Origin of the sequence: Pseudomonas sp. NPDC086251, from assembly GCF_044746405.1 — a bacterium.
Lineage (GTDB): Bacteria > Pseudomonadota > Gammaproteobacteria > Pseudomonadales > Pseudomonadaceae > Aquipseudomonas.
This window is the reverse complement of sequence record NZ_JBIVBY010000008.1, coordinates 15,321-38,070: the sequence shown is the minus strand read 5'-3', so window position 1 is coordinate 38,070 and position 22,750 is coordinate 15,321. Positions and strand designations below refer to the sequence as shown.

The window sequence follows — 22,750 nt, the reverse complement described above, 5'->3', positions numbered from 1 at the left end:
AACGCTTAGATCGCGCCACGCTTGCGCAGCAGATCCAGCACTTGCTTGACGCTTTCTTCCAGCGACAGCGACTGGGTGTCGACCACGAGGTCGGCGTCCAGCGGCACGTCGTACGGGAAGGAATCGCCTGGGATGTTATCCCCGGCCGCCGCGTACAGGCCTTGTGGATCACGCTCGGCGCAGACTGTCGGCGAGGCCTGGACATAGACCGTCAACAGACGTTCCTTGCCGATCAGCTCCCGAGCCTGCTCACGACCTTCGGCACTCGGTGCCACGAAGGCCGCCAGCGTCAACAAACCGGCTTCGTTGAACTGACGCGCAACGTGCGCCGCACGACGCCAGTTCTCGGTACGCCCGGCGCGATCCTGTGGCAGACCTTTGTTCAGGTCGTGACGCAGGTTCTGGCCATCGAGTACGAACACCGCACGGCCCATGTCGAACAGCTTGCGTTCAACCGCGTAGGCCAGGGTGCTTTTACCGGCGCCCGACAAACCGCTGAACAACACGGTGGCCGGTTGCTGGCCGAAGCGCTGGGCGCGTTCCTCGGTGGCAACGTGTGCCAGTTTGCCGTGGTGCGTGCTGGTGCCATGGCTCGACGGCTGAGCGATGATCATGCCGGCGGCAACGGTGCCATTGGTCAAACGGTCAATGACGATGAACGAACCGGTAGTGCGGTTGCTTGCGTAACCGTCCAGCGCGATGGCCGCGTCGAGGCTGATCTTGACGCGACCGATCTCGTTCAGGTTCAACGAACTGGCCGCGCCTTCTTCCAGGGTGTTCACGTCAACGCGGTTGACGATGCTGGTGATCGAACCCGGCACATAAGTCGTGGCGCGCTTGATGTCGTATTTCTTGCCCGGCAGCATCGGTTCTTCAGCCATCCACACCAGCATGGCGTCGAAGGCGTCAGTCACTTGCGGCAGGTTGTCGGCGTGCACCAGCAAGTCGCCGCGAGAGATGTCGATTTCGTCTTCCATGGTCAGCGTTACCGCCTGACCCGGACCTGCGTGTTCCAGTTCACCTTCGAAGGTGACGATGGATTTCACGCGGCTGCTCTTGCCCGACGGCAGCACAACGACTTCGTCGCCCTTGTGCACGACGCCGCTGGCCAGGGTGCCGGCGAACCCACGGAAGTTCAGGTTCGGACGGTTGACGTACTGCACCGGGAAACGCAGGTCGGTGTAGTTGCGGTCGCTGGCGATTTCGACGGTCTCGAGAATCTCCATCAGCGATTGGCCGGTGTACCACGGCGAACGCTCGGACTTGTTCACCACGTTGTCGCCCTTCAGGGCGGACATCGGCACGAACGCCATGGTGGTCGGCTTGAAGGCGATGCCTTCGGCGAACTTCAGGTAATCGGCCTTGATCGATTCGAAGACGGTTTCGTCGAAGCCGTTGAGGTCCATCTTGTTGATGGCGACAACAATGTGCTTGATGCCGAGCAACGAGGCGATGAAGCTGTGGCGACGGGTCTGGGTCTGCACGCCGTAACGGGCGTCGACCAGGATGATCGCCAGGTCACAGGTGGAGGCACCGGTGGCCATGTTGCGGGTGTACTGCTCATGGCCAGGGGTGTCGGCGATGATGAATTTGCGCTTGGCGGTGGAGAAATAACGGTAGGCGACATCGATGGTGATGCCCTGCTCCCGCTCGGCCTGCAGGCCGTCGACCAGCAATGCCAGGTCGATGTCATCACCGGTGGTGCCGACTTTTTTCGAGTCGCGGGTAATGGCTTCCAGGTGATCTTCGTAGATCATTTTGGAGTCGTGCAGCAGGCGCCCGATCAGGGTGCTCTTGCCGTCGTCGACGTTGCCACAGGTCAGGAAGCGCAGCATTTCCTTGCGTTCGTGCTGGCCCAGGTAGGCGAGGATGTCCTCGCTGATCAAATCAGATACGTGCGACATGACAACCCCTTAGAAATAACCCTGACGTTTCTTTTCTTCCATCGAGCCTGCGCCATCGTGATCGATGACCCGGCCCTGGCGTTCGGAAGTTCGCGTCAGGAGCATTTCCTGAATGATGTCGGTCAGGCTGGTGGCCTCGGACTCGACCGCACCGGTCAGCGGGTAATCGCCGAGCGTACGGAAACGGACCTTCTTCTTGACGATGCGCGCCTTGTCTTCGTCGCTCAGGTGATTGAGCAGGCGTTCGTCGTCGATCATGATCCAGGTGCCATTCATCTCGATGACGTCGCGCTCGGCGGCGAAATACAGCGGCACGATCGGGATGCCTTCGAGGTAGATGTACTGCCAGATGTCCAGCTCGGTCCAGTTCGACAACGGGAACACACGAATGGACTCGCCCTTGTTGACCTTGCCGTTGTAGACGTTCCACAACTCCGGACGCTGGTTTTTCGGGTCCCAGCGGTGCTTGGTGTCGCGGAAGGAGTACACGCGCTCTTTGGCACGGGACTTCTCTTCGTCGCGACGGGCACCGCCGAAAGCGGCGTCGAAACCATGCTTGTCGAGGGCCTGCTTGAGGCCTTCGGTTTTCATGATGTCGGTGTGCTTGGCGCTACCGTGGGTGAGCGGGTTGATACCCTGCGCAACGCCCTCGGGGTTGACGTGCACAATCAGGTCCAGGCCCAGTTCTTCGACCATGCGGTCGCGGAACGCGTACATTTCCTTGAACTTCCACCGGGTGTCGACGTGCATCACCGGGAACGGCAGCTTGCCCGGGAAGAATGCCTTGCGCGCAAGGTGCAGCATCACGGCGGAGTCTTTACCGACGGAGTACAGCATCACCGGGTTATCGAACTCGGCGGCGACCTCGCGGATGATGTGGATGCTTTCGGCCTCCAGCTGTTTCAGATGCGTCAGTTTGTCGACCATGGCTACTCACGAAAACGATCTTATGGACGGCCAGCGGGCCGTGTTCGAGCGGGGAATCCTAGCACAGCGACCTCTAATGATCAGGACGTGGGCTAGATCGAAAGGGTATATGAATATACCCCCTCGTTTGGGCACTGCTGACCCTTGTGGGAGCGGGCTTGCTCGCGAATGCGGACTTACATTCAACATTGATGTCGACTGACACACCGCTTTCGCGAGCAAGCCCGCTCCCACACTTGATCGGTGTTCACCGCACATTTTGCGAATGACACCGGTCCCCGCGGGTGTGGATTGATTCAGATCGGGTTTGGGCAATCGATGAAGATGTGCTCGAGGGCGAAGCGTCGCGCCAGGTAATCGCCCAGCGCTTGCACGCCATAGCGCTCGGTGGCGTGATGACCGGCGGCGATGAAGCTGATGTCGTTTTCCCGGGCGCTGTGGAAGGTTTGCTCCGAGGCTTCACCACTGAGGTACAGATCGACGCCGGCCAAAACCGCCTGGTCGATGTAACCCTGGCCACCACCGGTGCACCAGCCGACCCGGCGGATCATCTCGCTGCCTTCGATCAGCAACGGCTCGCGGCCCATGACTTCCTGTACGCGGCGGGCGAAATCCCGTGGTGTCACCGGTTCGTTCAATGAACCGACCAGGCCAACGACCTTGAGGTTATCCGGGTCAAGCGGACCTTCCACGGTGATGTCCAACTGACGCGCCAGTTGCACGTTGTTACCGACGTCCGGGTGCAGATCCAGCGGCAGGTGATAGGACAGCAGGCTGATATCGTGCTTGAGCAACGTTTTCAGGCGACGCTGCTTCATGCCGGTGATGCACGGGTTCTCGCCTTTCCAGAAGTAACCGTGATGCACCAACACCAGATCGGCGTTGGCTTCCACGGCGGCGTCGAGCAAGGCCTGGCTGGCGGTGACGCCACTGACGATGCGCATCACCTGCGGCCGGCCTTCAACCTGCAAGCCGTTGGGGCAGTAATCGGCAATCTTGGCACTGTTGAGGTAACGGTCGGCTTCTTCGACCAGGGTGCTCAGGGCGACGGCCATAAAAGACTCCTAAATATCCCGTTCAGAGGCGCGCGCGGCCTCGTATAATGCGCGACATTATGGGCGGTCTCATACCGCCTGCAACCTCTCAGGACGTGCTTAATGCTCAAGGCGCTGCGTTTTTCCGGCTGGCCGCTGTTGGCCGGCGTGCTTATCGCTCTGTTGATCATCCAGCGTTACCCGCAGTGGGTCGGGCTCCCAAGCCTCGACGTCAACATGCAGCAAGCGCCGCAAACCACCACCATGCAGCAGGGCCCAGTGTCCTATGCCGACGCGGTGACGACAGCCGCGCCGTCGGTGGTCAACCTGTACACCACCAAAGTGGTGAACAAACCGAATCATCCGCTGTTCGAAGACCCGCAGTTCCGCCGCTTCTTCGGCGACAACTCGCCCAAGCAGAAACGCATGGAATCAAGCCTCGGCTCCGGTGTGATCATGAGCCCGGAAGGCTACCTGCTGACCAACAACCACGTGACCAGCGGCGCCGACCAGATCGTCGTCGCCCTCAAGGACGGCCGCGAAACCCTGGCCCGCGTGATCGGCAGCGACCCGGAGACCGACCTCGCGGTTCTTAAGATCGACTTGAAGAATCTTCCGGCGATCACCGTTGGCCGCTCCGACAACATCCGCATCGGCGACGTGGCCCTGGCCATCGGCAACCCCTTCGGCGTCGGCCAGACCGTGACCATGGGCATCATCAGCGCCACCGGGCGCAATCAGTTGGGCCTGAACAACTACGAAGACTTCATCCAGACCGACGCGGCGATCAACCCCGGCAACTCCGGTGGTGCGCTGGTGGACGCCAACGGTAACCTGACCGGGATCAACACGGCGATTTTCTCCAAGTCTGGCGGCTCGCAGGGCATCGGTTTCGCGATCCCGGTCAAGCTAGCCATGGAAGTGATGAAGTCGATCATCGAGCACGGCCAGGTGATTCGTGGCTGGCTGGGCATTGAAGTGCAGCCGCTGAGCCAGGAACTGGCGGAGTCGTTTGGTCTGTCGGGGCGTCCGGGGATTGTGGTCGCGGGGATTTTCCGTGACGGTCCGGCGCAGAAGGCCGGCTTGCAGTTGGGTGACGTGATCCTCAGCATCGACGGCGAACCGGCTGGCGATGGTCGCCGTTCGATGAACCAGGTGGCGCGGATCAAACCGACCGACAAGGTCACGATTCAGGTGATGCGCAACGGCAAGGAACTCAAGCTCACCGCAGAAATCGGCTTGCGTCCGCCACCGGCACCGGTCAAAGAGAAAGAAGAAGAGTAAACCGCCGCCGCCCCCTGTAGGAGCGAGGCTTGCCCGCGAAGAACGATGACGCGGTGTACCTGATGCACCGAGTCATCGTTCTTCGCGGGCAAGCCTCGCTCCTACAGGGGGCGGCGGCGTGGTTTGATCGTTCCCACGCAGGGCATAAGAACGATCAGACAGGGGCAGCGTGGTTTAGAGGTGGTCGAGGCCGTCGATCAGGGCTTGATTCTGCTCTGGCGTGCCAATGGAGATCCGCAGGAACTGGGCAATCCGCTCCTGTTTGAAGTGCCGAACGATCACCCCTTGTTCACGCAACTTCGCCGCCAGGCCAGCCGCATCGTGTTGCGGGTGCCGGGCGAAAATGAAGTTCGCCGCCGACGGCAACACTTCAAACCCCTTCGCCTGCAACTGCCCGACTACCTTGTCACGGTGCTCGATCACCAATCGGCATGTCTTGTCGAAGTACTCGCGATCCTCGAACGCCGCCGCCGCCCCGACAATCGCCAGGCGATCCAGCGGGTAGGAGTTGAAGCTGTTCTTGATCCGCTCCAGCGCTTCGATCAAGTCTGGATGCCCCACCGCCAGCCCTACCCGCAAACCGGCCAGCGAGCGCGACTTGGACAGTGTCTGAGTGACTAGCAGATTCGGATAGCGGTCCACCAGCGTGATCGCCGTTTCGCCGCCGAAGTCGATGTACGCCTCATCCACGACCACCACCGAATCCGGGCTGGCCTTGAGGATTTGCTCGACCGCGTCCAGTGCCAACAGGCAACCGGTCGGTGCGTTCGGGTTCGGGAAAATGATCCCGCCGTTCGGCTTGGCGTAATCCGTCGGGTCGATCTGGAACTGCTCGTCCAGCGGCACCGCGTCGAACTTGATGCCGTACAAACCGCAGTACACCGGGTAGAAGCTGTAGCTGATGTCCGGGAACAGCAGTGGCTTATCGTGTTGCAGCAGACCGTGGAAGATGTGCGCCAGGACTTCATCGGAACCGTTGCCGAGGAACACCTGATTGCCCTGCACGCCGTAGTACTTGGCCACGGCTTGCTTGAGCACGTCACTGTTCGGGTCCGGGTACAGGCGCAGGTTGTCGTTCAGTTCGGTTTGCATCGCCGCCAACGCCTTGGGCGATGGGCCGTACGGGTTTTCGTTGGTGTTGAGCTTCACCAGTTTCGCCAGTTTCGGCTGCTCGCCCGGCACGTAAGGCACCAGATCCTTGACGAACGGGCTCCAGAATTTACTCATGTTCAGTTTCCCTCTTGATCGTCGACGATGCGGTATTCGGCGCTGCGGGCGTGGGCGGTCAGCGACTCGCCACGGGCCAGCACGGAAGCGGTCTTGCCCAGTTCGGACGCACCCTGCTCGGAGCAGAAGATGATCGACGAGCGTTTCTGGAAGTCATACACGCCCAGCGGCGAGGAGAACCGCGCGGTGCCCGACGTCGGCAACACGTGGTTCGGACCTGCGCAGTAGTCGCCCAGGGCTTCGGAAGTGTGACGGCCCATGAAGATCGCACCGGCGTGGCGGATCTGCGGCAGCCAGGCTTGCGGATCGGCCACCGACAACTCCAGGTGCTCCGGCGCGATGCGGTTGGCCACTTCGATGGCTTGTTCCATGTCGCGAACCTTGATCAGCGCACCGCGACCATTGATCGAAGTCTGGATGATCTCGGCGCGTTCCATGGTCGGCAGCAGCTTGGCGATGCTGGCCGCCACCTGGTCGAGGAACTCGGCGTCCGGGCTGACCAGAATCGCCTGGGCGTCTTCGTCGTGTTCGGCCTGGGAAAACAGGTCCATGGCGATCCAGTCCGGATCGGTTTTGCCGTCGCAGACCACGAGGATTTCCGATGGGCCGGCAATCATGTCGATGCCGACCTGACCAAACACGTGGCGCTTGGCAGTGGCGACATAGATGTTGCCCGGGCCGACCACCTTGTCGACCTTCGGCACGCTTTCGGTGCCGTAGGCCAGCGCGGCGACCGCTTGCGCGCCGCCGATGGTGAACACGCGGTCGACGCCGGCGATGCAGGCCGCAGCCAATACCAGCTCGTTGATTTCACCGCGCGGGGTCGGTACGACCATGACCACTTCGTTCACGCCCGCGACCTTGGCCGGAATCGCGTTCATCAGCACCGAGGACGGGTACGACGCCTTGCCGCCCGGTACATACAGACCGGCGCGGTCCAGCGGCGTGACCTTCTGGCCCAGCACGGTGCCGTCGGCTTCGGTGTAGCTCCAGGAATCCTGTTTCTGTTTTTCGTGGTAGCTGCGCACGCGGGTCGCGGCAACTTCCAGGGCTTCGCGCTGCGGCACGGTAATGCGCGTGAGCGCCAGTTCCAGGCGTTCGCGCGGCAGGATCAGGTCCGCCATGGACGCAACGTCCAGGCCGTCGAACTGCCGGGTGAATTCCACCAGCGCCGCATCGCCACGCTCGCGCACAGCCTTGATGATGTCCAGCACCCGCTGATTGACCGAGTCGTCAGACACACTTTCCCAGCTCAGCAGATGATCCAGATGGTGCGCGAAATCCGGGTCAGCAGCGTTGAGTCGGCGAATTGCAGTCGGTGCGGTCATAGCGAGAGCCTCATAGAATTGGCAAAAACTCAGGCGCCCTAAATTAGCAGTCGTTTCCGCTTGGGCACCTGAGAATTCTGGCTATGAGGCGGATAGACGGGCGCGGTTTATGGCCGCGCGGGTGAGTCAGCCGCGGTGTCGAGACTCCACTGCCTTGCGCAGGGTGTCGATCAACGCCTGGATACGGGCGTGCTGCATTTTCATCGAAGCTTTGTTGACGATCAGCCGGGAGCTGATGTCGGCAATGAAATCCTGGGGTTCCAGGCCATTGGCGCGCAGGGTGTTGCCGGTGTCGACCACGTCGATGATCTTGTCGGCAAGACCGATCAGCGGCGCCAGCTCCATCGAGCCGTAGAGCTTGATGATGTCGACCTGCCGGCCCTGTTCGGCGTAGTAGCGCTTGGCAACGTTGACGAACTTGGTCGCCACCCGCAAGCGGCCCTTGGGCTCGACATCGCCGACACGGCCAGCGGTCATCAGCTTGCAGAGGGCAATTCTCAGGTCCAAAGGCTCGTACAGGCCCTGGCCGCCATATTCCATCAGCACATCTTTACCGGCGACGCCCAGGTCCGCGGCACCATGCTCGACGTAAGTCGGCACATCGGTGGCGCGCACGATCAGCAGGCGTACATCGGCCTGGGTCGTGGGGATGATCAGCTTGCGGCTCTTGTCCGGATTCTCGGTCGGCACGATGCCCGCTTCAGCCAGAAGCGGCAGGGTGTCGTCAAGGATGCGGCCCTTGGACAGTGCGATGGTCAACATGGGAAACGTCAGTCCTTATCAAGGTACTCATGCCCGGTCGCAAATGGCGCCGGACACACATCGAGCCGGTAACCGGCTCGACTTCAACAAATCATCGGGCGCGTCCTTGCGCCCATACAGCAGAAACTAGCCCGGTACGCGGCGAATCTTGGCGCCGAGCATCTGCAGTTTCTCTTCGATGCACTCGTAACCACGGTCGATGTGGTAGATGCGGTCGATCAGGGTGTCGCCTTCGGCGATCAGCGCCGAGATCACCAGGCTGGCCGAAGCACGCAGGTCGGTGGCCATGACTGGCGCGCCCTTGAGCTTTTCGGTACCAGTAACGATGGCGGTATTGCCTTCGACCTGGATCTTGGCGCCCATGCGGTGCAGTTCGTACACGTGCATGAAGCGGTTTTCGAAGATCGTCTCGATCACTGCGCCTGTGCCTTCGGCAATGGCGTTGAGGGAGATGAACTGCGCTTGCATGTCGGTCGGGAACGCCGGGTACGGAGCGGTCCGCACGTTGACGGCTTTAGGCCGCTTGCCGTGCATGTTCAGCTCGATCCAGTCTTCGCCGCAGGTGATTTCGGCACCGGCTTCACGCAGTTTTTCCAGAACGGCTTCGAGAATGGTCGGATCGGTGTCCTTGACCTTCACGCGGCCGCCCGTGACCGCCGCCGCCACCAGATAGGTGCCGGTTTCGATACGGTCAGGCATGACTTTGTAAGTGGCCGGGTGCAGACGCTCGACGCCATCGATGGTGATGGTGTCGGTGCCGGCGCCAGTGATCTTCGCGCCCATGGCGATCAGGAAGTTCGCCAGGTCGATGACTTCAGGTTCGCGAGCGGCGTTGGCCAGGACGCTGCGGCCCTTGGCCAGAGCGGCTGCCATCATGATGTTTTCGGTACCGGTCACGCTGACGGTGTCGAAGAAGAAGTGCGCGCCGCGCAAACCGCCTTCAGGCGCCTTGGCCTTGATGTAGCCGCCTTCGACGTCGATGACCGCGCCCATGGCTTCGAGACCACGGATGTGCAGGTCAACCGGACGCGAACCGATGGCGCAACCGCCAGGCAGTGCGACTTCAGCTTCACCGAAACGGGCAACCATCGGGCCCAGCACCAGGATCGACGCACGCATGGTTTTAACCAGTTCGTACGGAGCGATCAGGGTCTTGATGGTGCGCGGGTCGATTTCGACGCTGAGTTTCTCGTCGATCACCGGCTCGATGCCCATGCGACCGAACAGCTCGATCATGGTGGTGATGTCGTGCAGGTGCGGCAGGTTGGCAACGGTAACCGGGCCGTCGCACAGCAGCGTTGCTGCCAGGATCGGCAAGGCAGAGTTCTTTGCCCCGGAGATGCGGATTTCGCCATCAAGACGAACGCCACCGGTAATAATCAATTTATCCATAAGAATCTCGACGCCCTTGGGCTCAGGTGCGCTCGGCCCAGGCCGCGCTGCTGAAAAATTTCATAGTGACCGCATGGATGCTGCCATCGGTGATCCATGGGTTCAAATGGGCATAGATCTGCTGCTGACGCTTCACCGGGCTCAACGCCGCCAGTTCATCGCTAATCACGTTCAGCTGAAAGTTGCAGCCTTCGCCCTCAACTTCTACCAGCGTTCCGGGCAGCTTTCCTTCAAGGAAGCTCTTCACTTCTACGGCCTGCATGCTCAACCTCAATCGGCGCCCTGTGCGCGCGGGTCGGACATCATACAAAAAAGCCCCGCGCCTGCGAACCCCGGGAAGCAGGACTCTGACGGGGGGCTTCTTTATAGATGCGGGTTAGGGATGCGCCAACAGCTCGGTCAGCTCGCTGACCTGAGCAATTTCACGCATGTCTTCTGGCATCCCACGGATGCTCCACGCCTTGCCGGCCGCCTCTGCATCACGCATGAAGCACAGCAACAGCGACAAGCCGACGCTGCTGGACTTCAACACCGCCGTGCAATCGACCACCAGCGTAGCGGCCTTGCTGGAATTGATCAGCGCCTGGCCTTGCTTGCGCAGGCCCGGGCCGGTGCGGTAATCCAGCATCCCGCTGAGCATCAGCTCGCCGGCATCGCTCATGCGAATGGCCGACACACTCATTGGGCTTGCTTCGCAGGCGGTTGCTTCTCGGTGGCTTCCTTGGCTTTGGCGACTTCCCCGGCCCAATTGTTGATGGTCTTGTCCAGGTCGTTGCCATTGCGCTGCATCGCATCAGCGAACTGATCGCGGAACAGCTTGCCGATGTTGATGCCGTTGATGATGACGTTACGCAGCTTCCACTCGCCATTGATCTTTTCCAGTGTGTAGGACACCGGATAGATCGCGCCGCTGCTGCCTTTGACCGTCATGCCAACGCTTGTACGGTCGCCCGACTCATCCTTGGCAGGATCAACGGTGATGCCCTGGTTGTTGTACTCGAGCAAGGCGTTGCCATAAAACTGGAACAGGCCCTTCTTGAAGTTTTCCTGAAAGGTCTTCATTTGCTCAGGCGTGGCTTTGCGCGAGTACTTGACCGTCATGATGCTCTTGGAAATGCCCTCGGCATCCACAACGGGCCCAACGATCGTATCCAGCGCCGTATAAAAATCTTTCGGATCCTGTTTGTACTTTTCTTTATTGGCCGCCAGATCGGCCAGCATCCGGGTCGTGGTGTCTTGTACCAGATCATGCGCGGAAGGCGCCGCCACGGCGTTAGCCATCAACGGCAGGGCCGCGAGTAATACCAACAGGCCACGTCGCAAGGTAGAGATCATTTAAAAGCTCCTCATTTGGCGTCTTTACTAACGGTATTGAGCAGGAATTTACCGATCAGGTCCTCGAGCACCAGCGACGACTGGGTGTCGTGGATGGTCGAACCATCCTTGAGCAACGCTTCTTCGCCGCCCACGCTGATACCGATGTACTTCTCGCCCAACAGGCCAGCGGTCAGGATAGATGCAGTGGAGTCATTCGGCAGATTATCGACGCTCTTCTCCAGCTGCATGGTCACTCGACCGGTGAAACTGTCGCGGTCCAGATCGATCGCCGTGACCTTGCCGATGGTCACACCGGCCATGGTCACTTTAGCTCTGACCGTCAAACCGGCGATATTGTCGAAGTAGGCATAAAGTTTATACGTATCGGTGGTCGCGCTCGGGGACAGGCCACTTACCCGCAACGCCAGCAACAGCAAAGCCAGGATGCCAGCGAGCAAGAAAAGGCCGACACCGATTTCCAGGGTGCGGTTTTGCATCAGAAATCTCCAAACATCAAGGCGGTCAGAATAAAGTCCAGGCCGAGTACAGCCAAAGAGGCATACACCACGGTCTTGGTAGTGGCACGACTGATCCCCTCGGAAGTGGGCTCGCAGTCATAGCCTTGGAATACGGCGATCCAGGTCACGACAAAGGCGAAAACAACGCTTTTGATGATGCCGTTGAGCACATCGTCGGTAAACGTCACGCTGTTTTGCATGTTCGACCAGTAGGAACCTTCATAGACACCCAGCCAGTCGACGGCCACCCACGAACCGCCCCAGATGCCCACCACGCTGAAAATCATCGCCAGCACCGGCAGGGAAATGAAGCCGGCCCACAGGCGCGGGGCAATGATGTACTTGAGCGGGTCGACACCAATCATTTCCAGGCTGGACAACTGCTCGGTCGATTTCATGTTGCCGATTTCAGCGGTCAGGGCCGAACCCGCACGCCCGGCGAACAGCAAGGCCGTGACCACCGGGCCCAGTTCACGCAGCAGGGTCAGCGCAACCATCTGCCCGACCGCCTGCTCCGAACCGTAGCTGGACAGGATGTTGAACCCTTGCAGCGCCAGCACCATGCCGATGAACACCCCGGAGACCACAATGATCACCAGGGACATCACGCCTACCGAGTGCAGTTGCTTGACCAGCAGGCCAAACCCGCCGCCGATGCCACCACGGCCGAGCAAGGCATGAAACAGGAAGATCGCCGAACGGCCGAACACCCCCAGCACATCAATGCCGGAGTGACCGAAGCGGCGAACGCGTTCTATCAGTGAAATCTTGCGCATCAACGCTTCCCCAGAAGATCTGCGCGGTAATCCGTCGCTGGAAAGTGGTATGCGACCGGACCGTCAGGCTCGCCTGTCATGAATTGACGGATGCGTGGCTCCTGCGAGTTCATCAGCTCCTCGGGCGTGCCCTGCCCCAACACCTGGCCTTCGCCGACGACATAGATGTAGTCGGCGATGCTCGCGGTCTCGGCCAAATCGTGGGAGACCACGATACTGGTGATGCCCAGCGCATCGTTGAGCAGGCGGATCAGGCGCACCAGCACGCCCATGGCGATCGGGTCCTGGCCGACAAAGGGCTCGTCATACATGAGGATCTGCGGATCGAGTGCAATCGCCCGGGCCAGCGCGACCCGGCGCTTCATGCCGCCGGACAACTCGTCAGGCATCAGGTCGATGGCGCCACGCAAGCCTACGGCCTGCAATTTGAGCAGGACGATGTCCCGGATCATTTCTTCCGGCAGCTCGGTATGAACGCGCAGCGGAAAGGCGACGTTCTCGAACACATCGAGGTCGGTAAACAGCGCGCCGCTCTGAAACAGCACGCCCATGTGCTTGCGCGCATCGAACAGATCGCTGCGAGACAATTTCGGCAGATTCTGGCCGTTGACCCAGACTTCGCCCTTGGTGGGCCGCAACTGTGCACCCATCAGCCGCAACAGCGTGGTCTTGCCACACCCGGAAGGCCCCATGATGCCGGTGACCTTGCCGCGCGGGATACGGATATCGACGTTATTGAAAATGCTGCGCGCGCCGCGCTTGAAGGTCAGTCCCTTCAGCTCGACCGCGTAGGCTTTATCGGCACTCATCTAAACTCCTTGCGATGCAGCCTCTCACTCGGACGCCTGACTTTCTGGCGAAAGCACATACCTCCCGGGCAGGCCGAACTGGCGGCGAACTATATCACTGCGCAGGCCAAGCGCCAAAGGCCCAAGCCGGGCCATATTCAGCAACATGACAGGTAAAACGCTTCATTTAGAAGGATTAAGTAACAGCGAATGACAATGCACGACGAACTTGCGTGAGGGTTTCGATCATTACCGTTATAATCGCCGCCTTTTCAGGCTATACGATTTCTAACATGAGCCAATCCAGCGACCTGATTCAATCAGCACAACGCACCATCCGCCTCGAAGTGGAAGCCGTCAAAGGCTTGCTGCCCCGTATCGACGCAGATTTCGTACGCGCTTGCGAGATGATTCTGGCCAGCAAGGGCCGCGTAGTCGTGGTCGGCATGGGCAAGTCAGGGCACATCGGCAACAAGATCGCCGCCACCCTGGCCAGCACCGGCACCACGGCCTTTTTCGTGCACCCGGCCGAAGCCAGCCACGGCGATATGGGCATGATCACCCGCGACGACATCATCCTGGCGCTGTCGAATTCGGGCTCCACCAATGAAATCGTCACCCTGCTGCCGCTGATCAAGCGCCTGGGCATTCAACTGATCAGCGTGACCGGCAACCCCGATTCACCGCTGGCCAAGGCCGCCGAGGTGAACCTGAACGTTCACGTCGAGCACGAAGCCTGCCCGCTGAACCTGGCTCCGACCTCGTCGACCACCGCCGCCCTGGTCATGGGCGACGCCCTGGCCGTTGCGTTACTGGAAGCCCGCGGCTTTACCGCCGAAGATTTCGCCTTTTCCCACCCGGGTGGCGCACTGGGCCGACGCCTGCTGCTGAAAGTGGAAAACGTCATGCACGCCGGAAAAGAGCTGCCGCAAGTCCCGCGCGGCACCCTGCTCAAGGACGCGCTGATGGAAATGACCCGCAAAGGTTTGGGCATGACGGCAATCCTCGAAGCCGATGGCAAACTCGCCGGGATCTTCACCGACGGCGATTTGCGTCGCACGCTGGACCGCCCCGTCGATATCCATCACACAACCATTGACGAGGTCATGACCCTTCACGGCAAGACGGCGCGCCCCGACATGCTGGCGGCCGAAGCACTGAAAATCATGGAAGACCACCGAATCAACGCGCTGGTGGTGGTGGACAAGGAGGACCGTCCGATCGGCGCCTTCAACCTGTCCGATCTGCTGCGCGCAGGAGTCATGTAATGAGCACCGATCTGCTGCAACGCGGCAAGCACATCAAACTGGCGGTTTTCGACGTCGATGGCGTGCTGACCGACGGACGCCTGTACTTCCTCGAAGACGGCAGCGAATTCAAGACGTTCAACACCCTCGACGGCCAGGGCATCAAGATGTTGATGGCAGCCGGCGTGCAGACCGCTATCATCAGCGGTCGCAAGACCCCGGTCGTGGAACGACGCGCAAAGAACCTCGGCATTCCACACCTGTTCCAGGGGCGCGAAGACAAATTGGTGGTACTCGACGGGCTTCTTGCCCAGCTCAACCTAAGCTATGAAGAAGTGGCTTATCTCGGCGACGACCTGCCGGACCTGCCGGTGATTCGCCGTGTGGGCCTGGGCATGGCGGTGGCCAATGCCGCCAGCTTCGTGCGTGAACACGCCCACGGCATCACCCAGGCCCGCGGTGGCGAGGGTGCCGCTCGCGAATTCTGCGAATTGATCCTGCGCGCCCAGGGCCGCCTCGATGCGGCCAACGCTGCGTACCTGTGAGCCAACTATGCTGAGCAAAAAGTTTCGCAACATCCTGGTGTTCGGTTGCATCGCAGCGATATTCGCGGCGGTCGGCTACTGGAACATCAGCCCCGAACGCTTCCTCGACAAGCCTGTGGCCAAGGTCGATGAAACCGCGATCGACTATTACGCCATCAACGCCCACAGCGTGCAGTACTTGCCCGACGGCGGGCTGCAATACGATATGACGTCCGACAAGGTCGAACACCTGAAAGCGACCGAAGTGACGTTGCTGACCAATCCGGACCTGAACATGTTTCGCGGCACCGCATTCCCCTGGCACGTCCAGAGTGAACGCGGCGAAGTCAATCCGGACGGTACTCAAGTCGAACTGATCGACTCGGTACGCATCACGCGTTTCGACGAGAAAAACCGCAAGACCCTGATTACCACCACCCGTATGACTGTGTTCCCGCAGCAGCAATATGCGCAGACCGATCAACCCGTTAGAATCGACGGCGCTGGCGGTGTATCGACAGGCAACGGCATGAAAGCGTACTTGAAAGAAAGCAGGATACACCTGCTATCGAACGTAAGAGGACAGTATGAGGCTCGTTAAAACCCTCCCTATTTTGCTCAGTCTGGGCGCAGCACTGGGAAGCGTGAGCGCCTGGGCTCTGCCGAACGATCAAGACCAGCCAATCCGCATTCAGGCCGACGACGCCCAGCTGGACGACAAGAATGGCGTTGCCACTTACAAAGGTGATGTGATCATCACCCAGGGCTCGATGATTGTTAAGGGCAACACCGTGACCATCACTCGTACGCCGACCGGCGACATCGACGTCGTGACCTCGGTCGGCAACCTCGCCTACTTCGAGCAGCTGCAAGCTGCAGGCGACACCAAGCCTGTCCAGGGTTACGGGGTGACTATCCAGTACCACGCCTCGCAAAACCGCGTCGTCCTGATCGATCGCGCCAAAGTGATCGACAAGGACAACAACGTCACCCAAGGCGAGAAAATCGTCTACGACACGGTTAAAAAGCTTGCGAGCGCCGGTCGCGCTACAGGCAACAAGGTCACCGAGTCGCGTCCACGCATCGACATGGTGATTCAGCCGAAGAAGAAAACCGACGAGCAAAAGGCCCAGTAATGGCAACTCTGAAAGCTCAGCACTTGGCCAAGAGCTACAAGAGCCGCCAGGTCGTGCGTGACGTCAGCCTGTCCATCGACAGCGGTCAGATCGTCGGTCTGCTTGGCCCGAACGGCGCCGGCAAAACCACCTGTTTCTATATGATTGTCGGCCTGGTACAGGCCGATCAGGGTCGCGTGCTGATCGACGATCTGGACGTCAGCCACCAGCCGATGCACGGCCGTGCGAAGGCCGGTATCGGCTATCTTCCGCAAGAAGCGTCGATCTTCCGCAAACTCTCGGTCGCCGATAACATCATGGCCATCCTCGAGACCCGCAAAGAACTCGACAAGGCCGGTCGTCGCAAGGAGCTGGAAAGCCTGCTGCAGGAATTCCACATCAGCCACATCCGCGACAACCTCGGCATGAGCCTGTCCGGTGGCGAACGCCGCCGCGTGGAAATCGCCCGCGCACTGGCCACCAACCCGAAATTCATCCTCCTCGACGAACCCTTCGCCGGCGTGGACCCGATTTCGGTGGGCGACATCAAGCAGATCATCCATCACCTCAAGGCCAAGGGCATTGGCGTGCTGATCACCGACCACAACGTCCGTGAAACCCTGGATATCTGCGAAACCGCCTACATCGTCAACGATGGCCAGCTGATCGCCGAAGGTGACTCTGCCACCATCCTGGCCAACGACCTGGTCAAGGAAGTGTACCTGGGCCATGAGTTCCGCCTGTAAGCGCCAAGGTGCCTGGCTAGTCGGCCGAGCGCTTGTCTCGATAAAAAATCAACAATTTTTTATTGTTACGGCGCTCTAGGCAAACGCGACGCTTCAAAGATTTTCCAGAGCCAGTCGGTTCATTGTGTCAATAAAACTTTGCAGCTTTTTATTGTTACGGCGCTCTAGGCAAACGCTGCAGTTTCGGGCATATAATTTGCTTATGTTTGGCGCTCCGGCGCTCTGTAGTGGATGGCGCATGTGCGCCGGCGAATAAGGTGTTAAGCCCCTGCCATGAAACCATCGCTAGTCTTGAGAATGGGCCAGCAGCTGACGATGACACCGCAGCTGCAACAGGCCATCCGCCTGCTCCAATTGTCGACCCTGGACCTGCAACAGGAAATCCAGGAGGCCCTGGAGTCCAATCCGATGCTCGAACGCCAGGAAGAAGGCGACGACTTCGATAACGCCGACCCCTTGGCCGACAAAGCCGAACAGCTACCCAACGCCGATGTTTCGGAACCGTCCTACCAGGAAACCGCCCCGACGGTGGATAACCTCGAGGAAGGCGACTGGAACGAGCGCATTCCCAACGAACTGCCGGTCGATACCGCCTGGGAAGACGTCTACCAGACCAGCGCCAGCAGCCTGCCGAGCAACGATGACGACGAGTGGGATTTCACCACCCGCACCTCGGCCGGTGAAAGCCTGCAAAGCCACCTGCTGTGGCAACTGAACCTGGCACCGATGTCCGACACCGATCGTCTGATCGCCGTGACCTTGATCGACTGCATCAACAATCAGGGCTACCTGGACGAAACCCTCGAGGAAATCCTCGAAGCCTTCGATCCGGAACTGGACATCGAACTGGACGAAATCGAAGCCGTCCTGCACCGCATCCAGCAATTCGAACCCGCCGGCATCGGCGCCCGTAACCTGGGTGAATGCCTGCTCCTGCAATTGCGCCAGTTGCCCGCCAAGACCCCATGGCTGGCCGAGGCCAAGCGTCTGGTCAGCGATTACATTGACCTGCTCGGCAGCCGCGACTACAGCCAATTGATGCGGCGCATGAAGCTCAAGGAAGATGAACTGCGCCAGGTCATCGAACTGGTGCAGAGCCTCAACCCGCGCCCGGGTTCGCAAATCGAGTCCAGTGAAGCCGAATACGTGGTACCCGACGTGATCGTGCGCAAGGACAACGAGCGCTGGCTGGTGGAGCTCAATCAGGAATCGGTGCCACGCCTTCGGGTCAACGCGCAGTACGCCGGTTTCGTGCGCCGCGCCGACACCAGCGCCGACAACACCTTCATGCGCAATCAGCTGCAAGAGGCCCGCTGGTTCATCAAGAGCCTGCAAAGCCGCAACGAAACCCTGATGAAAGTAGCCACCCAGATCGTCGAGCATCAGCGCGGCTTCCTGGAATACGGCGACGAAGCCATGAAACCGCTGGTACTGCATGACATCGCCGAAGCGGTCGGCATGCACGAGTCGACGATTTCGCGGGTCACCACGCAAAAATTCATGCATACCCCACGGGGTATTTATGAACTGAAATACTTTTTCTCCAGCCACGTCAGCACCTCCGAGGGCGGCGAATGCTCGTCCACGGCGATTCGCGCGATCATCAAAAAACTGGTTGCTGCGGAAAATCAGAAAAAGCCGTTGAGTGACAGCAAGATCGCTGGTTTACTGGAGGCACAAGGCATTCAGGTGGCTCGCCGCACCGTCGCCAAGTACCGCGAGTCCTTAGGAATCGCGCCTTCGAGCGAACGCAAGCGGTTGATGTAGAGCCACGCCACAGCGTTCCAGTGGCAGGCATTTCTGCCTGCCGCTTTATGCACTGGCAACGAAGGAGAAGCTGTATGCAAGTCAACATCAGTGGACACCAACTGGAAGTGACCGAACCTCTTCGCACCTACATCGGCGAAAAACTCGAACGATTGGAACGGCATTTCGACAAGATCACCAACGTTCAAGTGACGATGACGGTCGAAAAGCTCAAGCAGAAAATCGAAGCCACGCTGCATATTCCCGGCAATGAAGTGGTCGCTAACGCGGAACATACCGATATGTACGCAGCGATCGACGCATTGACCGACAAGCTGGATAAACAACTCAAAAAGCATAAGGAAAAGACCCAGAGCCTCCTCCAGGGTGCGACCGGTCGTTAACACTCCCAACTCATGATCCGACTTGAAAGCATCCTGACCCCCGGCCGTTCCCTCGTGAACGTGCCGGGCGGCAGTAAAAAGAAAGCCCTCGAGCAAATTGCCAACCTAATCCATCGCGAAGTGCCGGATCTGGCCATGCAGGATGTCTTCGAGAGTCTGGTCGCCCGTGAAAAACTCGGTTCTACCGGTTTTGGTAACGGCATCGCCATCCCCCACTGCCGTCTGAAGGGTTGCTCCGCACCCATCAGCGCCTTGATGCACCTAGACGCCCCTATTGATTTCGACGCCATCGACGGCGCCCCGGTTGACCTGCTGTTCGTTCTGCTGGTCCCGGAAGCCGCCACCGATGCGCACCTGGAGCTATTGCGCCAGATCGCCAGCATGCTCGATCGCAAGGAAGTGCGCGAAAAACTGCGCAGCGCCCCGAGCAATGAAGCCTTGTATCAGGTTGTCCTGGACGAGCAAAACGGTCAGTAATCATGCGTTTGATCATCGTCAGTGGCCGTTCCGGCTCAGGTAAAAGTACCGCGCTCGATGTCCTCGAGGACAACGGCTACTACTGCATCGACAACTTGCCCGCCGGCTTGCTGCCGGAGCTGGCCGAACGCGCGTTGATTCACACCGAGCTGGCACAACCGCTGGTTGCCGTGTCGATTGACGCGCGCAACTTGCCAAGTCACCTGTCGCGCTTTCCGGAACTGCTCGAAGAAGTCCGCAGCCGGCATATCCAGTGCGATGTCCTGTACCTGGATGCCGACGAAGAAACCCTGCTCAAACGCTTTTCGGAAACCCGTCGTCGCCACCCGCTGAGCAGCGCCAATCGCTCGCTGGCCGAGGCGATCAACGATGAAACCAGCTTGCTCGGCCCGATTGCCGACCTCGCTGATCTCAAAGTCAACACCACCAACCTGAACCTGTACCAGCTGCGCGACACCATCAAGCTGCGCCTGTTGAACCAGCCGGAACCCGGTACTGCGTTCCTGGTGGAGTCTTTCGGTTTCAAGCGTGGCATGCCGGTGGACGCCGACCTGGTGTTCGACGTGCGCTGCCTGCCGAACCCGTACTGGAAGCCGGAGCTGCGCGCGCAGTCCGGGCTCGACCAGCCGGTGGCGGAATACCTGGCCGCACAGCCAGACGTGGAAGAGATGTTCCAGGACATCTCCACGTACCTGCTCAAATGGCTGCCCCGCTTTGCCGCCAGCAACCGTGCTTATGTCACCATTGCCATTGGCTGCACCGGGGGGCATCACCGCTCCGTCTACCTGACCGAACGTCTGGGTCAGACCCTGCAAAAAACCCTGAAGAACGTCCAGGTCCGCCACCGCGACCTCAGCTAAAGGATTCACATCGCGATGCCTGCTCTGGAAATCGAAATCATCAACAAGCTGGGCCTGCACGCCCGCGCGTCTGCAAAATTCGTCGGTGTCGCCGGTGAGTTCAAGGATTGCACGATCAGGGTAGGACGCACGCCGGAAACCACGGTCGACGGTAAAAGCATCATGGCCATGATGATGCTGGCGGCGGGCAAGGGCACCAAGATCCACTTGAGCACCGAAGGCGAAAGGGCTGATGAGGCGCTACAGGCATTGGTAGCGCTGATCAACGACTACTTCGGCGAAGGCGAGTAAACCCGCCCCTGCAGGAGCGAGGCTTGCCCGCGAAGAACGATGACACGCTTCATCAGCTCCACCGCGTCACGGCATTCGCGGGCAAGCCTTGCTCCTACATGTCCGCGTTAAGCCAATGCGGTATCCATGACCATCATCAGGCAAAACCCGATCAGCAGCCCAAGGCTGGCCAGTTTATCGTGACCATGGCGGCGCGATTCGGGAATGACTTCGTGGGTCACCACTAACAGCATGGCCCCGGCCGCCAGCGCCAGGCCCAAGGGCAAGAGCAGTTCGGCCAAGCTCACCAGCCAGGCGCACAACAAGGCGAATACCGGCTCGACCAACCCTGACGCAGCACCGATCAGGAACGCCTTGATCCGCGACATCCCCGCCCCGGCCAGTACCAACGCGATCACCAACCCTTCCGGCACATCCTGCAAGGCAATGCCCATGGCCAGGCTGTCGGCATCCGGCATGCCGCCACCGGCCGAGACACCGACCGCCATGCCTTCAGGGATGTTGTGGGCAATGATGGCAAACACAAACAACCAGATCCGTGGTGGAATCACCGGTCGCTCCAGCGTGCCCACCAACATTTCCGGACTGGCCCCGGAGACCTTGCGGTCCACCAGATACAACCCGAATGCACCGAGCATGATGCCGACGCTGATCAGGCCGCTGGCCGCCCAAGGCGTCAGCCCCAGGCCTTCAGCGGCGGAGATGCCCGGGACGATCAGCGAAAACGCGGTCGCCGCCATCATCACCCCGGCACCGAAACCGAGCAGCGTATCGCTGACCGCCTGCGGCATGCGCCGAATCACCAACACCGGCACCGCGCCCAAGGCCGTACCCAAGGCGCAGATCGCCCCACCTTGCAAGGCGCGCAGCAGTTTCGGCTCGAGGTCCAGCCACGCCAGTCCCTGGGCCACCAATAGACTCATGCCCGCCAGCAGTAAGAGCGATCCGAACGCGTAACGAAACAGTCGTCCGCTGCCGATCGCCAGTGTTTCAGTGCCCATAGTCAGCCTTGGATTTTTTATAGAAGACTCAAACCAGCGCAGCCTGATAGCGCGCGGCGACTTCGGGCCAATTGATCACGTTGTAGAACGCGTTGATGTATTCCGGGCGACGGTTCTGATAACGCAGGTAATAGGCGTGCTCCCAGACGTCCAGACCGAGGATCGGCGTATTGCCGTTCATCAGCGGGCTGTCCTGGTTGCCGCTGCTTTCCACGACCAGGGTCTTTTGCGGCGTGACGCTCAACCAGGCCCAGCCACTGCCGAAGCGGGTCAGCGCGGCTTTGGTGAAGGCTTCCTTGAAACTGTCGAGACCGCCCAGTTGTTCATCGATGGCCTTGGCCAGTTCGCCTTCAGGCGTGCCGCCACCGTGCGGTGCCATCACTTCCCAGAACAGCGAATGGTTGGCGTGACCGCCGCCCTGATTGATCACGGCAGCGCGGAGCTTCTCTGGCAGTTGCTGCACAGCGGCCACCAGTTTTTCCACCGGCCATTCGGCAAACTCGGTGCCTTCGACCGCGGCGTTGAGGTTGTTGATGTAAGTCTGGTGGTGCTTGGTGTAGTGGATTTCCATGGTCTGCGCATCGATGTGCGGTTCCAGGGCATCGTAAGCGTAAGGCAAGGCAGGCAAGGTAAAAGCCATTTCAATGAACTCCATGATGTAGGGGCGCAGGCGAGGCGGCGTCGATGTGCAGCAACCGATGGGTGCGCGGGTACTCGCCGTGTTCGCTGATGAAATTCAGCAGCTCGACATAGGTTTTGCTGCTCTGGCGCAGCGCTGCTTCACGCAGTGCCGGTGCCAGTCGGGGGTCCTGCATGGTCTGTAGCAAGCGTTGATGGATCGCGCACAGGTACTCGGCACTCTCCTCCGGTTGGTTCAGGCGCAAATGCAGGTCAGCCAGGTTGTGGTGGGAAATCACGCAGGCCGCCACCGCTTCGTCGGCATCCGCCCAGCGTTCGAACAACACCTGGGCCAGGGCCAGTGCCTGCAAGTAAGCCTCGCGGGCATCGACCAGTTCACCCAGCATGAAACAGCGATTTGCTCGTTCGATCGTGCGTTTCCAGTGCTCCATGGTGAGCCTCCA

27 protein-coding genes are annotated in these 22,750 nt (G+C 60.0%); 11 read left to right on the top strand and 16 right to left on the bottom strand.

Going from position 1 to position 22,750, the window contains the following annotated elements:
* Window positions 1–5: 5 nt before the first annotated feature.
* The 3 genes from cysN to ACIPL2_RS11665 all read right to left on the bottom strand — a co-directional run bounded on the left by cysN (window position 6) and on the right by ACIPL2_RS11665 (window position 3,886).
* A complete protein-coding gene (cysN, locus tag ACIPL2_RS11675; RefSeq protein ID WP_401356225.1) occupies window positions 6–1,904 on the bottom strand; it encodes a sulfate adenylyltransferase subunit CysN in 1,899 nt (632 codons plus the stop codon).
* A 9-nt stretch (window positions 1,905–1,913) separates the two neighbouring features.
* A complete protein-coding gene (gene cysD, locus ACIPL2_RS11670) occupies window positions 1,914–2,831 on the bottom strand; it encodes a sulfate adenylyltransferase subunit CysD (RefSeq protein WP_059403267.1) in 918 nt (305 codons plus the stop codon).
* A 296-nt stretch (window positions 2,832–3,127) separates the two neighbouring features.
* The gene (locus tag ACIPL2_RS11665; RefSeq protein WP_059403266.1) at window positions 3,128–3,886 is read right to left on the bottom strand and encodes a Nif3-like dinuclear metal center hexameric protein; all 759 of its coding nucleotides are present in this window, start codon (window positions 3,884–3,886) and stop codon (window positions 3,128–3,130) included.
* Between the two features lie 102 nt (window positions 3,887–3,988).
* Here ACIPL2_RS11665 and algW point away from each other — a divergent pair, with 102 nt between their 5' ends.
* Window positions 3,989–5,149, top strand: coding sequence for a Do family serine endopeptidase AlgW (algW, locus tag ACIPL2_RS11660; protein WP_059403265.1), 1,161 nt, complete (start codon window positions 3,989–3,991; stop codon window positions 5,147–5,149).
* A gap of 174 nt (window positions 5,150–5,323) precedes the next feature.
* On the opposite strand, the gene hisC is transcribed toward algW, so the two are convergent.
* The 10 genes from hisC to ACIPL2_RS11610 form a co-directional block, all read right to left on the bottom strand.
* Window positions 5,324–6,376, bottom strand: a complete 1,053-nt coding sequence (gene hisC / locus ACIPL2_RS11655; protein WP_401356221.1) for a histidinol-phosphate transaminase — start codon at window positions 6,374–6,376, stop codon at window positions 5,324–5,326.
* 2 nt (window positions 6,377–6,378) lie between these two features.
* Entirely contained in the window at window positions 6,379–7,704 is a 1,326-nt protein-coding gene (hisD, locus tag ACIPL2_RS11650) for a histidinol dehydrogenase (RefSeq protein WP_401356218.1), read from the bottom strand.
* A 126-nt stretch (window positions 7,705–7,830) separates the two neighbouring features.
* Complete coding sequence (gene hisG, locus ACIPL2_RS11645) at window positions 7,831–8,466, bottom strand: ATP phosphoribosyltransferase (protein WP_007901570.1); 636 nt, start codon at window positions 8,464–8,466, stop codon at window positions 7,831–7,833.
* 126 nt (window positions 8,467–8,592) lie between these two features.
* Entirely contained in the window at window positions 8,593–9,858 is a 1,266-nt protein-coding gene (gene murA / locus ACIPL2_RS11640; protein WP_059403262.1) for a UDP-N-acetylglucosamine 1-carboxyvinyltransferase, read from the bottom strand.
* Window positions 9,859–9,880: 22 nt separating this feature from the next.
* A complete protein-coding gene (locus ACIPL2_RS11635; RefSeq protein WP_007912386.1) occupies window positions 9,881–10,120 on the bottom strand; it encodes a BolA family protein in 240 nt (79 codons plus the stop codon).
* Between the two features lie 114 nt (window positions 10,121–10,234).
* Entirely contained in the window at window positions 10,235–10,540 is a 306-nt protein-coding gene (locus ACIPL2_RS11630; RefSeq protein WP_401356216.1) for a lipid asymmetry maintenance protein MlaB, read from the bottom strand.
* Window positions 10,537–11,193: a phospholipid-binding protein MlaC gene (locus ACIPL2_RS11625; RefSeq protein ID WP_401356214.1), complete on the bottom strand. Its 657-nt coding sequence runs from the start codon at window positions 11,191–11,193 to the stop codon at window positions 10,537–10,539. The genes ACIPL2_RS11630 and ACIPL2_RS11625 overlap by 4 nt, the downstream gene beginning before the upstream one ends.
* Window positions 11,194–11,204: 11 nt before the next feature.
* Window positions 11,205–11,672: an outer membrane lipid asymmetry maintenance protein MlaD gene (gene mlaD, locus ACIPL2_RS11620; protein ID WP_401356211.1), complete on the bottom strand. Its 468-nt coding sequence runs from the start codon at window positions 11,670–11,672 to the stop codon at window positions 11,205–11,207.
* A complete protein-coding gene (mlaE, locus tag ACIPL2_RS11615; RefSeq protein WP_059403258.1) occupies window positions 11,672–12,469 on the bottom strand; it encodes a lipid asymmetry maintenance ABC transporter permease subunit MlaE in 798 nt (265 codons plus the stop codon). The genes mlaD and mlaE overlap by 1 nt, the downstream gene beginning before the upstream one ends.
* Window positions 12,469–13,278, bottom strand: coding sequence for an ATP-binding cassette domain-containing protein (locus ACIPL2_RS11610; protein WP_059403257.1), 810 nt, complete (start codon window positions 13,276–13,278; stop codon window positions 12,469–12,471). The genes mlaE and ACIPL2_RS11610 overlap by 1 nt, the downstream gene beginning before the upstream one ends.
* 272 nt (window positions 13,279–13,550) lie before the next feature.
* Here ACIPL2_RS11610 and ACIPL2_RS11605 point away from each other — a divergent pair, with 272 nt between their 5' ends.
* The 10 genes from ACIPL2_RS11605 (at window position 13,551) to ACIPL2_RS11560 (ending at window position 20,667) form a co-directional block, all read left to right on the top strand.
* A complete protein-coding gene (locus tag ACIPL2_RS11605; protein WP_401356207.1) occupies window positions 13,551–14,525 on the top strand; it encodes a KpsF/GutQ family sugar-phosphate isomerase in 975 nt (324 codons plus the stop codon).
* Window positions 14,525–15,049, top strand: coding sequence for an HAD family hydrolase (locus ACIPL2_RS11600; RefSeq protein WP_059403255.1), 525 nt, complete (start codon window positions 14,525–14,527; stop codon window positions 15,047–15,049). The genes ACIPL2_RS11605 and ACIPL2_RS11600 overlap by 1 nt, the downstream gene beginning before the upstream one ends.
* A gap of 7 nt (window positions 15,050–15,056) precedes the next feature.
* Window positions 15,057–15,629: an LPS export ABC transporter periplasmic protein LptC gene (lptC, locus tag ACIPL2_RS11595; RefSeq protein WP_401356205.1), complete on the top strand. Its 573-nt coding sequence runs from the start codon at window positions 15,057–15,059 to the stop codon at window positions 15,627–15,629.
* Window positions 15,616–16,164: a lipopolysaccharide transport periplasmic protein LptA gene (lptA, locus tag ACIPL2_RS11590; RefSeq protein ID WP_401356202.1), complete on the top strand. Its 549-nt coding sequence runs from the start codon at window positions 15,616–15,618 to the stop codon at window positions 16,162–16,164. The genes lptC and lptA overlap by 14 nt, the downstream gene beginning before the upstream one ends.
* Window positions 16,164–16,889, top strand: a complete 726-nt coding sequence (gene lptB / locus ACIPL2_RS11585; RefSeq protein WP_045061453.1) for an LPS export ABC transporter ATP-binding protein — start codon at window positions 16,164–16,166, stop codon at window positions 16,887–16,889. Before lptA ends, lptB begins: the two co-directional genes overlap by 1 nt.
* A 273-nt stretch (window positions 16,890–17,162) precedes the next feature.
* A complete protein-coding gene (locus tag ACIPL2_RS11580; RefSeq protein ID WP_401356199.1) occupies window positions 17,163–18,656 on the top strand; it encodes an RNA polymerase factor sigma-54 in 1,494 nt (497 codons plus the stop codon).
* A 74-nt stretch (window positions 18,657–18,730) separates the two neighbouring features.
* Window positions 18,731–19,039 (top strand): ribosome hibernation-promoting factor, HPF/YfiA family, encoded by a 309-nt coding sequence (gene hpf, locus ACIPL2_RS11575; RefSeq protein ID WP_007941242.1) that lies wholly within the window; start codon window positions 18,731–18,733, stop codon window positions 19,037–19,039.
* Between the two features lie 12 nt (window positions 19,040–19,051).
* Window positions 19,052–19,516, top strand: coding sequence for a PTS IIA-like nitrogen regulatory protein PtsN (gene ptsN / locus ACIPL2_RS11570; protein WP_401356195.1), 465 nt, complete (start codon window positions 19,052–19,054; stop codon window positions 19,514–19,516).
* Between the two features lie 2 nt (window positions 19,517–19,518).
* Window positions 19,519–20,376, top strand: coding sequence for an RNase adapter RapZ (rapZ, locus tag ACIPL2_RS11565; protein WP_401356193.1), 858 nt, complete (start codon window positions 19,519–19,521; stop codon window positions 20,374–20,376).
* A 15-nt stretch (window positions 20,377–20,391) separates the two neighbouring features.
* Window positions 20,392–20,667, top strand: a complete 276-nt coding sequence (locus tag ACIPL2_RS11560; RefSeq protein ID WP_401356190.1) for an HPr family phosphocarrier protein — start codon at window positions 20,392–20,394, stop codon at window positions 20,665–20,667.
* 107 nt (window positions 20,668–20,774) lie between these two features.
* Here the strand turns inward: ACIPL2_RS11560 and ACIPL2_RS11555 are convergent, their stop codons facing one another.
* From ACIPL2_RS11555 to ACIPL2_RS11545, 3 genes are read right to left on the bottom strand one after another with little or no spacing between them, the layout of a single operon-like run.
* Window positions 20,775–21,668: a ZIP family metal transporter gene (locus ACIPL2_RS11555; RefSeq protein WP_401356188.1), complete on the bottom strand. Its 894-nt coding sequence runs from the start codon at window positions 21,666–21,668 to the stop codon at window positions 20,775–20,777.
* 28 nt (window positions 21,669–21,696) lie between these two features.
* Window positions 21,697–22,308, bottom strand: coding sequence for a superoxide dismutase (locus ACIPL2_RS11550; protein ID WP_401356186.1), 612 nt, complete (start codon window positions 22,306–22,308; stop codon window positions 21,697–21,699).
* A gap of 1 nt (window position 22,309) precedes the next feature.
* The gene (locus ACIPL2_RS11545) at window positions 22,310–22,738 is read right to left on the bottom strand and encodes a hypothetical protein (protein WP_008148865.1); all 429 of its coding nucleotides are present in this window, start codon (window positions 22,736–22,738) and stop codon (window positions 22,310–22,312) included.
* Window positions 22,739–22,750: the final 12 nt, after the last annotated feature.